This window comes from Chitinophaga sp. (assembly GCF_039596135.1).
GTDB lineage: Bacteria > Bacteroidota > Bacteroidia > Chitinophagales > Chitinophagaceae > Chitinophaga.
In genome coordinates this window covers 183,383-196,155 of sequence record NZ_JBCNKH010000002.1, presented here as the reverse complement: position 1 = coordinate 196,155, position 12,773 = coordinate 183,383, and the positions used below count along the sequence as shown (strand labels likewise).

The following is a 12,773-nucleotide window of genomic DNA, read 5'->3' as shown; positions in this document are numbered from 1 at the left end:
AGTCAGCTCCGGTCTGTGAATAGATTTTATTTGTCATGCAGTATATTGCATTACAAATAAGCCCAATCTATGAAACAAGTTTTTTACTTACTCCTTACTCTCTTTACCATTCAAAGCTTTGCGCAATCCCGAAAATATCCTTATTACGACAGCCATAAATGGGGCCTTGTTAACGATAGCAACCAGGTAGTGGTTCAACCAAAGTATGATGCTGAGTTTTGGATTTTCAGAGAAAAGATTGCCATTGTGCAGCAAGGTGGCTTATACGGTTCCATAGGGATTGATGGTGCGGCGATAACACCCTGCCGTTATGATTCCATCTACATTATCAAAGGTTTCACTGCAGCCGCCCGGTTGAAAGGTAAGTTCCGGCTGGTAGATGTAAGTACTGGTAAAGAGCTTTCTGGTATTGGATTTAACAAATGGAAAGAGAGCAAACATGATAATCCGGCCATACTGCCAGTAAGTATTGGTGCCAAATGGTATTTCATGAATATGGTTACCGGTCAGCTGATCAATAAGCAGGGGTATGATGAGGTTGGATTTGTTACCACTGGTTATTATGAAGGTATGGTGCAGCAGGGGGATAAATATGGTGTATTAAATCTTACCACCGGCGCTCTTATTGCGCCCATCAAATATGATCACCTGGTATACAAAAGCCAGGGAGCCTTTGACGCCATTGAAGGAGATCAAGTGTTTTCTTACACTGCCGATGGCAAGGTGAGACCGGGAAATGCTGCTATACTGACACAGAACGAATCCGCTTCTATGAACTACGAGGCAGCTATTTCTGACGATCCCTATGTTGGCTATATGAGCATGTATGTATCAAAAGGGGAAGGCAACGATTGGAAGGTCACTTATGAAAAACGAAATTATTTAAATTCACCGGTAAAGCCTGACAAGGAGTTCCTGTTGACTGGTTATAACAATGTTGAAAAGTTCTACTATGATGAAACCAGGCAACCGAAAGCGCTGCTGAAGGTGGTGCAAAACGGTAAAACCGGGTTGATAGCACCGGAAGGAGATGTGTTACTACCTTGTATTTATGATAGCATCCGAAATGAAGGCGGCTACTATGTTCCCCAGGTAAATGGCAAGGAAGGATTAATTAAGCCTGACTGGAGGGTGCTGAGCCAACCTGTTTTTAAACGGGTGTATTATGCTAATTACGAGGCGGAAGCCTATCTGGTAGAAATGCCGGATGGGAAGAAAGGTTATATGAATATGCATAATGGGAGGATATATATTCCGGGAGTGGGGAGGTAAAAAGGAAACGGGGACAATACCGGAGTCGAACCGGTGACCTCTTGCATGCCATGCAAGCGCTCTAGCCAACTGAGCTAATTCCCCAGGCGTATAATAATTCTATTAATTCTTTTTTCCGGGACAGTGATTTTTTTTATCTTTAATAAGATAGACCACCGTACTGATTATTACCACCACATCAACCCTTTTAATGTGCACCTATTATTCGCACTCAGACCTCCCCAAAGGGTCTTTCGGAGGCAAAGCCGATGGACTTATTTTTTTAACCAAAAACAGCTTTCATGTCCCTCCTTATTATATCATACCCGACCGATCTATTCAAGCGATAATTGCAGGGCAGCTTACGCCTGAACAGCTTTTTCATGAGTGGATAACCCGTGAGCATCCTGATCCCCATACATTATGGGCATTACGATCCAGTGCTGAAGTAGAAGACGGCACTGCACAATCGTATGCAGGTCAGTTTCAAACAGTGCTCAACTGCAAAGCGGAAGCACTACCGGCTGCGCTAGCGAAAGTGATAACAGGATTTAAGGAGGTGCAGTCTTCTGCTTATCATAAAGGCGAAGCATTTGGTTGTCATGTGATCATTCAGGAAATGGTGCAGGGAGAGATCGCCGGGGTAGGATTTTCAGTAAATCCGCTGGACCAGGATAATGAAAATCCAATGGTTAATATTATTCCCGGTGCTGGTTTCAGGCTGGTTTCAGGGGAAGAAAATGGGATGAGCATAGACCTGGCTGCCGCCAGGGTAACGATACTGTCTACACAGGAAATGTACAACGGGCAGGTATTTGAAGGCGAATATAAAGACGTGACATGGAGTAGTGAGGAACTGTTTCAAAAAGCGGCGCCTGCCTTGAATACGATAAGAGAACAATTGCGCTGGCTAAAGGAGCTTAAAGGATACGAGGTAGATACAGAATTTACCATTGCAGCTGGCAAGGTATATTGGTTGCAGGTGAGGCCGATCACCGCCCTCATACCCAAAGGTTCATATATCGTGTGGGACAATTCTAACTTATCGATCAATTATCCAGGGGTGACCTTACCATTGACCAGTTCTTATATGCGCTATTCCTATAGCAGGGCATATATTAGTATGGCCAGATTCCTAGGGGCCGGAGCATCCTTTGTAGCAAGGAATAATGAATTGTTTCAAAATATGCTGGGGACTATCCAGGGCGGCATGTATTATAATATTACAGCATGGCAACAACTGTTATATCAGTTGCCCTTTGGACGAAAGACCAGCCGGCTGATTACGAAAATGATGGGAGCAGCGGATGCAAAGTTTAGTAAACCGGCTACGCGCTTCTCTCCTCTTGTATATGCAAAGCTGTTCTTCAACCTGATGAAGAGTATTGTTTTCTTTGGTTATTATAAACGAAAATATCTCGCACAATATCATCAGACGCTATCCTTATTTGAAGGAACACCACTGGGCTCTCATGAAGCATTAATAGCCCTGCATGATCAGCTGGCATCCGCATTGAGCAGATACTGGTATCCTCCCATGATCAATGGGTTCTTTGCCATGCTGTCTTACAATGGCTTTAAAAAGATCATTCCTGATCTGCTCAATGATGCTATTAGCGGTATTGGAGATGTCATTTCCGTAGAAATTGTGCGTGCATTACAGGAGCTGATCCGTCAGCTGCATGCACATGAAGCTGTTAAGAACATTATTTTGGAACAAGAGAGCAGCGAAGCCCTTCTGCTTATTCAAACGGCGTATCCGGCATATTATGCATTGATTATGTCTTATCTGGACAAATATGGCGAACGCTGTGATGATGGGGAAATGAAGATGGAAACAGTGAATTATCGCGAAGACCCAACGAAATTTATCAGTCTCTTAAAAGCCAATTTATCTATACCTTATCAACCACGCGCACCATCAACACCCTTTGATTATGTGCAGCGATTAAAACAATATCATCCTGTTAAACGTTGGTTATTACGAAAAGGATTAGTATTCACTATCAACCGTGTACGCGACAGAGAAAACTTCCGGTTTATCAGGACAAAATCATTTGCCATGGCCAGGCAGATTTTCAGAGCAATGGATCAACGGTTGCTGGAGAAAGGCAGTATCACAACAAAAGGAGACACATTATACCTGCAATTCGAAGAATTAATGAATCCCCAGCTGAACAGTAGTTATCAAACGTTGATCAGTGAAAGAAAAGAAGCATACGCAGTATATCAAACCACATATCAACCAACAAGGTTCCACCAGATCGGAGAGCAGTTTTTTGCTATAGAGAAGGCAGCTATAACAGATCAGGCACTTTCAGGAACAGGCTGTAGCAGCGGCATTGTAACAGGAGAAGCATTACTGGTACATAGTCAGAACATCCATGGGTTAGATGTGGAAGGAAAAATCCTGATCGCAACTTTCTTTGAACCCGGATGGATAGGACTATTTGCCAGAGCTGGCGGGCTGATCGCCGAAAAAGGCAGCCTGCTGTCTCATACCGCCATCTTATGCAGGGAAATGGGGATCCCGCTGATAGTAAGCGCCACAACTGCCACTCAAACGATAAGGGATGGTGAAACTATTAAAATGAATGGAGCAACCGGCTCTATTGAAAGATTAAGCATCCATGAATAAGCTCTTCAAAACAATCGCACTATTAAGTCAGGTAGATATTACCCCGGCAGAGCAGGCATTTTGCAGACAGCAACTTTTGCAGACGGATACAAATGCCTTTTTTGACTATTGCTATCAATGGAAAATGGCCCCGTGGATATGTATCCAGCTCAAAAGACATGGGCTGGAAGCATTCTCTAATGCGCAATTCGAAGCCGCTTATAATAAGATCAAATCAGAAAATGAGCAACGGAATGCCATTGCCGCCCGCTTTCTGAAAGCCTTCCATGAAAACAATATCGACGTTATTATTTTGAAAGGCAATTTGTTTGCACATACTATTTATGCTGATACAGGATATAAAAAGATGAATGACTTTGATATCCTGATCCGGAAAGAAGACTGGGGTAAAATTCACAGGATCTATCTTGACCTTGGGTTTATTCCTTTAGGGTTTGGATGGAGTGGTGAAAAGGAAAAGGAAACAACGTTCAGCCATACTGCCATTCCTTTTATCAGTCCGGATTTCAAGTGTATCATCGGTACGCAGTGGGGGTTAAAATCACCTACCACACCACACAAGGTGAATATCCAGGAAACATGGGATACGGCATTGCCATTTACGTTTGAAGGGATTCCCTGTAAGCAGCTTTCTCCTGCATACAATCTTTTACACCTGGTATTGCACATGGGTATTTATAAATGCGGGATCAGGGATTGTATGGATGTGTATAACCTGATCGCAGCTAATACCTGGGATGAAGCAGCCCTTTTTGAGCTGATCGAAAAGTCGAATGCGAGGGAAAAGTTCCTTTTTACGTTAGAGATGTGTCAGTTATGTACGGGAAAGATGCCGCCAGCATGGCTGAATGAGCTATCATTGAAGAAGTCCTCATTTATTGGGCGGCGTTTACGCAAAAGGAAAGCGATGTTTGCCGATACGGGGGATATCCACTTTTCTTATCACGACTATTTTCAGGATATCGAAAAGAATGTCATTTATCTGAATCTCTTCCCCAAGTTCCATCATCGCATTTATTTCTATGGGAAGGTACTTCGTATGATCTACTTCCCGGATAAGGAGCATAGCCTGAAATTCATAGATAAATTTCATCAACCAACTATTATCAACAAGCTAAAAGGAAGGTTGCAGGCTCCCTGGTTCTCATTTTCACTCATCGCCCAGGAAGTAGGCTGGCAGGTGACTTGTCTACTCTTTGTAAAGCTATTCTTTGATGTAATGCTTTCACCTGTGAATTATGTTTTTCCCAGGGCATCTTATTTTGATTACCTGCGTCAGCACAATATTGATCCTGACAAAATAAAGAAAGTTGTAAGCAATGTACAATAACGAAAGACGCATTATTTGCATTACAGGAGCTGATGGCTCCGGGAAATCTACGCTGGTAGATGGTATAAAGAAAGAATGTCCACAGGCATATGAGGTCAGTATCTGGGATATGCTGGCCAATCCGGCGGCAAAGATCTTTACCAGTAAAAAAGATATTGATGATTATTTGTGTCTGCTTTCTGCCGATGCACGGCTCCTGTTCCTGGCACATGCCATGGAGGCAGCTATGGATATGGCGTTGCGATCAGATGCTCCTTTATTACTGATCAATGCTTATTACTATAAATATTTTTCCGCAGAAGTATTGATGGGGGCCAATCCCGCATTAGAAAAACAACTGGCTGGCAGAATGCCTGTTCCGGACAAGACCATTTATCTGCATCATGCACCTGCATTGAGTGCAGCAAGAAAGACACGGTTCTCAAAATATGAATGTGGGTGCAGAGAAGCCACGGCAGCAAACTTCATTGACTTTCAAAATAAGGTGGTGATGGAATTTGAAAGGTATATACAACCAGACTGGTATTTACTGGATGCTTCACATGATGTACCTACATTATCTTCTATGGCTATTCAATTCATTTCTCCATGTTAAAGACAATTCTCATTACAGGATTAGATGGCTGTGGGAAAAGCACGCTATTTTCAAAACTAAAGGAAAGAAAGCCGGCACACGTGGCCCTGATCAATTTACCGCATATTGATGAACATAGTTTGCCTGCAACATCAGTTTTAAAAACGAAGGCACAACTGTTAAACCAGATGAGCAGGGAGGCAGATGAAGCGAACTGGAGTGATTTAAAAGCGCTCGCATTGCTGGGTGCTATGCTACTATACGGCCAGCTGGTGCAGGAGATTGCTACACCACTAACCCGTGTGCTGATCGTGGAAAGACATCCGCTTATTGATCCATTGATCTACGCTAAATTCTATGGTGAGCGAATCTCATCAGGGCTGGAACGACTGGATTATTATAACGCTACATACAGCGATCTGCTTGCATTTATAGTTAGCTTATTGCCGATTGAGAGCAAGGGGAATTATGCCGGGGAAATCTTCCATTTTATTGGCGCTGCATTTAAAAATGGGACACTCTCTGAAATCTTCAAAGCGGCATTGCCTGATAAGATATTCTTTCTGAAGGCTGATCCAGCGCTTTTACTAAGCCGGATCTCTGCAAGAAAAGTAGCAGAGCCTCATGAGCAATTACCCGTCCTTACCTTGCTTGACAAGACCTATGATTCTTTATTTGCAGGCATTCCAGAAAGGGTTGAATACATTGATGCATCACATTTCGAACAGCTGGATAAATTTTATGATACGCTAATGGAAGACATCTCTAAAAATAACTGACATGAATAACTACCCCATTATTCCAGGAAGAGGTTTGGTAAGCCCCTATTCTACCAGGCTCCGTCATGAGTATTTGCACGAGCTGGGCTACTCTACCAAACACATTTCATCATCAGGTCTTTTACATGGAGATATACAAAATAAGATAGAGTCCTATATCGGTTCTGTTGAAATTCCTATTGGGCTGGTGGGCCCGCTCTTACATATTGCGGATGGTAAAGAGGAATATGCATATACAGGGGCTGCAACCCTGGAAGGCGCACTGGTAGCAAGTATGAACAGAGGAGCAAAGGCCGCCAGCATGAGTGGCGGTATTAAAACAACATTCGTGCATCAGAAAATGAGCCGTTGTCCCATGTTGCTTTTTGCATCCCCGGTTAAAGCAAGGGCCTTCTTTGACTGGTTACCAGCAAAGTTTCAGGTTATTAAAACGGAAGCAGAGAAATATTCCAATCACGCTACATTGTTATCAATTGAGCCTATCATAGTGGATAGCGTGGTGCATACAAGGTTTTATTATCGTACGGGAGATGCCTCCGGACAGAATATGACGACTACCTGTACATGGCATGCCCTGCTGTTCATTGTCGGGCTGTTCGAAACAGAAACCGGCATCACTATCACTAATTACTTTATTGAGGGCAATGGCTCTTCCGATAAAAAGATCTCCTCTCATTCTGTTACCAATGGAAGAGGCGTGCATGTGATAGCAGAATGTCACCTTTGTGAAGCTGTGATCGTGAATGTGCTACGCACTACTTCGGACGATATTCTAAGTTGTTTTGCGCCTTCTGTGGTGTTAGCAAGGATGGACAAGATGTTTGGGTATAACATCAATGTAGCCAATACAATTGCAGCCATCTTTGCTGCTACAGGACAGGATCTGGGCTGCCTGCATGAATCGTCTGTAGGCATGTTGAATTTAGAAAAAACTAAAGATGGGTTATACATTTCACTTTGCCTTCCTACACTGGTGATAGGCACAATAGGCGGGGGTACTTCTGTACCCAAGCAAAAGGAAATGCTGGAATTGATGCATTGTTACGGGAAAGGGAAGCTGGAGAGATTTGCACAGTTAATTGCCGCTTTTGCCTTATCGCTGGAGATTTCAACCTGCGCGGCTATTGTAAGTGGTGCGTTTGCCAAAGCACATGAAAAACTGGGCCGTAATAAACCGGTGAACTGGCTGACGAGATCCGAAATGAATGAACAGCTCATCAACAGCATCATGGGGCAATATTGTGCAGCGTACAAATCCCTTTCTGTTTGTTTTGAAGAAAAGGAAATGGAAAATGGGATTGTGACAAACCTTACCGGGAAAACCAGCAACAAGCTATTAGGCTTCTTTCCTTTTACGGCACAGAATGACCAGTACCATTTGTCATTGCTGGTCAAGTCCAAGGCAATGGATGAAGATGTGATCAAAGGTCTGCATAGTATGGCTGCTGCAATTGACCCGGCGTTGTCTGATCTGCTCTATCATTACCGGCATTGTACTGAATATTACAATTGCCATCTGAAGGAGATATTTATGTATGAGGATCTAAATCAGCATGGGTTCTCCATAACACCGGCTTTCTATGGAAGTAGGCAACATCATGAGCGGGAAATTTATTTGCTGATCACTGAGTTTTTGCATGAACAGGATATGTATCTTTTTAATACAGAAAACAAACCTGAGCTATGGCAGGTAGCAGATATTGAGAAAATGATCGCTAGTATTACGGCTGTTCATCAATATTATTATTTAAACAATGATCATATTTCAGCACAGTTGATTCCACAATTTGATCCCTCCCAGTCGATGCCGCTTTATGAGAAATTAATTCACATTATCGTGAAGGAGGATGATAATGAAGCGTTAAAAAGGTTGTATGGATTTTTGAAAGACCTGACGACTATTGAGACAACACTTCCTGTATGTGTGATCCATAATGACTTTAATCCGAGGAATGCAGCTATCCGTAAAAATGGAGAGGTGTGCATCTATGATTGGGAGCTGGCGGTCAGGAATATTCCACATCGGGATATTGTAGAGCTGCTGGCATTTGTGCTGACGGATCCAAAGGATGTGATAAAATATATTGGTGTGCATGCGGCTGCATGGGGCAGGGATTTGAATGATAAGGCATGGGTGGGAGGATATGTGTATGCATTGAAGGAGTTTCTGGTATGCAGGATGTCCTTTTACAAAGCTTCGGAGATCCTGATGAAGTTGAAATTTCCCAACAGGGTATTGCAGCATTGCTTCTCCATGTTAGCACATATTGAAGCGCTATTATGAGAAAATACATGTACCTGTTTTTAGGGTGTGTATTTCTCCTGCTGGCATATATAGGTATTTTGCTGCCCGGAGTACCTACGATTCCTTTCATTCTGCTTGCGGGATGGTTTTTTATGAGAGGTTCTGACAGATTTTATCAGTGGCTGTTGAGGAGGAGGTTTATGGGAAAGGTATTAGCCAGGTATAGCCATGGCGAAGGGGTATCTAAGGGTATGGTCTGGTTGGTGATCTCGCAGTTGTGGGTATCGTTGATCGTAGCGCAGGGGTTATTACGGCCGGAGGTGTGGGTAATGGTGGTGATCAATGCGGCGGGACTGGCAGGGAGTATGTTGATCTACAGGATGTTAAAATAACAAAAGCCTCGTACAACTGTACAAGGCTTTTTTATGGTGGAGCTGGCGGGAATCGAACCCGCGTCCAAACACATCCTCCGAAAGGCTTCTACATGCTTATTTATGCATTGTTTTTTCGAGACACGGCAGGGGCATAACTAACCAACCTTGTCCTTATCCGTTGTTGTTTCAGCACTCACTCACAGAAACCATGAGTACCTATTCTACATATTTGTGATTCGGCGGCGGCAGCTGGAGTAGACGGCCAGCTTGCGGCGGCTATAATGGGTGTCTAATCTCTGATTAGGCAGCCATGGCGTAGTTAGATTCGCCATTTGAAGTTTGGGTATTCAGATTTACGTGCTAATTATCCAACGCACGACATGCTTACACTTTCAAAGACCTATGCTGTCAAAACCGGGCAGCCCCAGATTTGCTTTCGCAGCTTACAAAGTTAAGGGATATTTAGATATAAATGAAATGTTAGTGGTTAATGACCTGCGGCCGGCTTAAAATGAGAAAGGAAGAATCAACCCGATAACACACTTGTAATCAATAACTTGAGGGGTTTATTATTTGGAAGACCAGGGAAAATGAGATAAATTTAGAAGTATAAACCATTAAACAGAATACAATGTCTGATTCGCAATTTACTATAGTGCTGGGTGCACTCAGGTCAATCGAAGAAAAGCTGAACCTGCGGTTTATGGCAGTTAATAACAGAATAGATAAACTTGAAAAAAGACTAAATTCAATAGAGATCAAATTTGACCACAAATTTGAAATTGAGGATGCGAGATTTGAAAAAATAGAATACAGCCTGGATGAAATAGATAGACGCATGTTAAAACTGGAACCAAAAGTCAGCGCTGCATAAAACTATAAAAAAAGAAGGAAGAAGCCTTCCGACCTCTTCCTTCTTCAAAATTTAAATTTATACTTACTTCCCAAATATACTCCTGTAAATATCCAACCCGTTCGCATACAACAGCAACCCAAACAATATCACCATTCCCACTATCTGTGCATACTCCAGGAACTTCTCACTTGGCTTCCTTCCCGTTACCATCTCATAAATCAGGAACAATACATGCCCCCCGTCTAACGCAGGAATCGGCAGAATGTTCATAAATGCCAATATGATAGACAACAATGCCGTCATCTCCCAAAACGACATCCAATCCCACTCGCCAGGAAATAACTTCGCTATCGTCATAAAACCACCTAAAGACTCGCTCGCCTTCACCTCTTTAGACACAAAGATCAAACGCAACTGCTGTACATATCCTACCAGCGTATTGATACATTTTGTGAAACCAGCCGGAATCGCTTCCAGGAAAGTGAAATGCTTGACGGAGAACGTGAACATCTTCTCTGCATTCACATTCAACCCCAACACTGCTGTTTCAGGTACATGCACTGTCAGATTCACCGTATCTCCACCGCGCAATACCTGCATAGGCACTATCCGGTTCTTATCTTTTACTATTTCCTTTTTGTATTCGTGATAATAATAAGCAGGCTGTCCATTCAGCGTCAGGATCTGGTCGCCTTTACGGATACCGGCACTGTCCGCAGGTGTTTTGGCTGCCACTGTATCTACCAGGAAAGGCACCCTCACATCCATCAGAGAATTCTTGTGCTTGATCATCTTACCCACAAATCCTTCCGGAATTGCGATATCTATTTTCTGTCCATCGCGGGAAATCTGAATGGTTTTAGCCTCACGCAAAATGATCTTACCAGGAATCGCTTTGAAGTTCTCCACTGGTTCATTCGCTACACTCAGAATCATATCGCCATCCTTCAGCCCGATTGTTTGCGCCAGTGAATCGGCAGCAATACCGTAAGTGGTATTGGCCGTAGGCAGGTAGGTTTCACCCCAGTGCCATAACATCATGGAATAGATGAGGAAGCCTAACAGCAGGTTTACCGTCACCCCACCAATCATAATGATAAGGCGCTGCCATGCTTTTTTGGAACGGAACTCCCATGGCTCCGGTGGCTTAGCCAGCTGCTCGCGGTCCATGCTTTCGTCCACCATACCGGAGATCTTTACATAACCGCCCAGTGGTAACCAACCTACTCCATACTCTGTTTCACCTTTCCTGAACTTGAATAATGAAAACCAGGGGTCAAAAAAGAGATAAAATTTCTCTACGCGCGTCTTAAACAGTTTTGCAGGGATAAAATGCCCGAGCTCGTGCAATACTACCAGTATAGATAGTGACAGAATCAACTGCCCGGCTTTTACCAATATTTCTTGTGTTGTCATGTATGCTTTGTCTGACAGTAAATATATGTTGTTTTTTCTCTATAACAGGAATGGCAAAGATAGCCGGTATAACTGCGATATTGCAGCTATGCCATGTTATAAAGTTCTTAAATTATGATAGCGTTGATCATATTGTTCGCGTGTTCCCTTGCTGCCAGGTCACTTTCATAGTAGTCATGCAGAGTCGGCCTTTCGATGAATGGCACTTTGACCATGATCTCTTCTATTACATCTGTCATCTGCAGGAAGCCGATACGGTTTTTCAGGAATGCGTGTACTACCTCTTCGTTCGCCGCGTTCATCACACAGGCTGCATTACCGCCTTTCAGCATCGCCTCGATAGCGATACCCAGGTTGCGGAAAGTCTTGGCATCCGGCTGTTCGAATGTGAGGTTAGAGTAGTTCCTGAAAGAGAAACGAGGGAAGTCGTTTACCAGTCTTTCGGGATACCCCAGGGCAAACTGGATAGGCAGTTTCATATCGGGCAGGCCCATCTGGGCTTTCATACTACCATCTACAAACTGTACCAGGGAGTGAATAATGGATTGCGGGTGGATCACTACTTCGATCCTGTCAGGATCAATGTTGAAAAGCCAGCGTGCTTCGATCATTTCCAGCCCTTTATTCATCAGGGTTGCACTGTCAATGGTGATTTTAGGCCCCATGCGCCAGTTTGGATGCTGAAGGGCATGGTCTTTTTTCACATTGATGAGGAAGTTGGTTTTTTTACCCAGGAAAGGACCACCTGAAGCGGTGAGGATCATCTTTTCCACCTTGGCAGAGGACTCGCCCATCAGACACTGGAAGATGGCTGAGTGCTCAGAGTCTACGGGTATGACGGGTACATTCCTTTTTCTGGCAGCGCCCATGACAATATCACCGGCTACGACCAGGGTTTCCTTGTTCGCCAGGGCGATGGGGGTACCCTGTTCAATGGCAGCCAGGGTTGGCGCCAGGCCGGCAAACCCCATGATGGCAGCCAGCATCATATCGATCGAGCTCCAGGAAGCTACCTCTACCATTGCTTTGGCACCGGCAAATACCTTGATGCCTTTGTCAAAAAGTACTTCTTTTACGCTTTCGTATTTTGATTCATCAGCAATTACTACAGCATTAGGTCTGAATTTGAGGGCCTGTTCTATGAGCAGATCTGCATTGACACCAGCGGTCAATACTTCGACACTGAACTTATCAGGATGCGCCTCGATTACCTCCAGCGCCTGTATACCAATTGATCCTGTGGAGCCAAAAATGGCTATATTTTTCTTACTCATTGTTGCAATAATAAGGGAATTACAAGAAATGCGGAC

10 protein-coding genes, 1 tRNA gene and 1 other RNA gene are annotated in these 12,773 nt (G+C 43.6%); 8 read left to right on the top strand and 4 right to left on the bottom strand.

Translation table 11 applies throughout. The annotated features are described in order from the left end of the window. Positions 1-69 precede the first annotated feature (69 nt). Positions 70-1,272 carry a WG repeat-containing protein gene (locus tag ABDW16_RS02795; RefSeq protein ID WP_343667592.1) on the top strand — a complete coding sequence of 401 codons (1,203 nt, stop codon included), beginning with the start codon at positions 70-72 and terminating at the stop codon, positions 1,270-1,272. A gap of 8 nt (positions 1,273-1,280) precedes the next feature. Here the strand turns inward: ABDW16_RS02795 and ABDW16_RS02790 are convergent. Beyond that, positions 1,281-1,356, bottom strand: a tRNA-Ala gene (locus ABDW16_RS02790). A gap of 106 nt (positions 1,357-1,462) precedes the next feature. Between ABDW16_RS02790 and ABDW16_RS02785 the strand changes: the two genes are divergently transcribed. From ABDW16_RS02785 to ABDW16_RS02760, 6 genes are read left to right on the top strand one after another with little or no spacing between them, the layout of a single operon-like run. Continuing rightward, positions 1,463-3,889, top strand: coding sequence for a PEP/pyruvate-binding domain-containing protein (locus ABDW16_RS02785; RefSeq protein ID WP_343667591.1), 2,427 nt, complete (start codon positions 1,463-1,465; stop codon positions 3,887-3,889). Next, a complete protein-coding gene (locus tag ABDW16_RS02780) occupies positions 3,882-5,219 on the top strand; it encodes a nucleotidyltransferase family protein (protein ID WP_343667590.1) in 1,338 nt (445 codons plus the stop codon). The genes ABDW16_RS02785 and ABDW16_RS02780 overlap by 8 nt, the downstream gene beginning before the upstream one ends. Then, entirely contained in the window at positions 5,209-5,814 is a 606-nt protein-coding gene (locus ABDW16_RS02775) for a hypothetical protein (RefSeq protein ID WP_343667589.1), read from the top strand. The genes ABDW16_RS02780 and ABDW16_RS02775 overlap by 11 nt, the downstream gene beginning before the upstream one ends. After that, positions 5,808-6,572 carry a hypothetical protein gene (locus ABDW16_RS02770; RefSeq protein WP_343667588.1) on the top strand — a complete coding sequence of 255 codons (765 nt, stop codon included), beginning with the start codon at positions 5,808-5,810 and terminating at the stop codon, positions 6,570-6,572. Before ABDW16_RS02775 ends, ABDW16_RS02770 begins: the two co-directional genes overlap by 7 nt. Position 6,573: 1 nt before the next feature. Further along, positions 6,574-8,856 (top strand): phosphotransferase, encoded by a 2,283-nt coding sequence (locus ABDW16_RS02765; protein ID WP_343667587.1) that lies wholly within the window; start codon positions 6,574-6,576, stop codon positions 8,854-8,856. Then, a complete protein-coding gene (locus tag ABDW16_RS02760) occupies positions 8,853-9,209 on the top strand; it encodes a YbaN family protein (RefSeq protein WP_343667586.1) in 357 nt (118 codons plus the stop codon). Before ABDW16_RS02765 ends, ABDW16_RS02760 begins: the two co-directional genes overlap by 4 nt. A 34-nt stretch (positions 9,210-9,243) precedes the next feature. On the opposite strand, the gene ssrA is transcribed toward ABDW16_RS02760, so the two are convergent. Next, positions 9,244-9,617, bottom strand: a transfer-messenger RNA (tmRNA) gene (gene ssrA, locus ABDW16_RS02755). Between the two features lie 205 nt (positions 9,618-9,822). On the opposite strand from ssrA, the gene ABDW16_RS02750 reads away from it, so the two are divergent. Continuing rightward, entirely contained in the window at positions 9,823-10,065 is a 243-nt protein-coding gene (locus tag ABDW16_RS02750) for a hypothetical protein (RefSeq protein WP_343667585.1), read from the top strand. Positions 10,066-10,128: 63 nt separating this feature from the next. Here the strand turns inward: ABDW16_RS02750 and rseP are convergent, their stop codons facing one another. Continuing rightward, a complete protein-coding gene (rseP, locus tag ABDW16_RS02745) occupies positions 10,129-11,463 on the bottom strand; it encodes an RIP metalloprotease RseP (RefSeq protein WP_343667584.1) in 1,335 nt (444 codons plus the stop codon). 107 nt (positions 11,464-11,570) lie between these two features. After that, positions 11,571-12,737 (bottom strand): 1-deoxy-D-xylulose-5-phosphate reductoisomerase, encoded by a 1,167-nt coding sequence (locus ABDW16_RS02740; protein WP_343667583.1) that lies wholly within the window; start codon positions 12,735-12,737, stop codon positions 11,571-11,573. Positions 12,738-12,773: the final 36 nt, after the last annotated feature.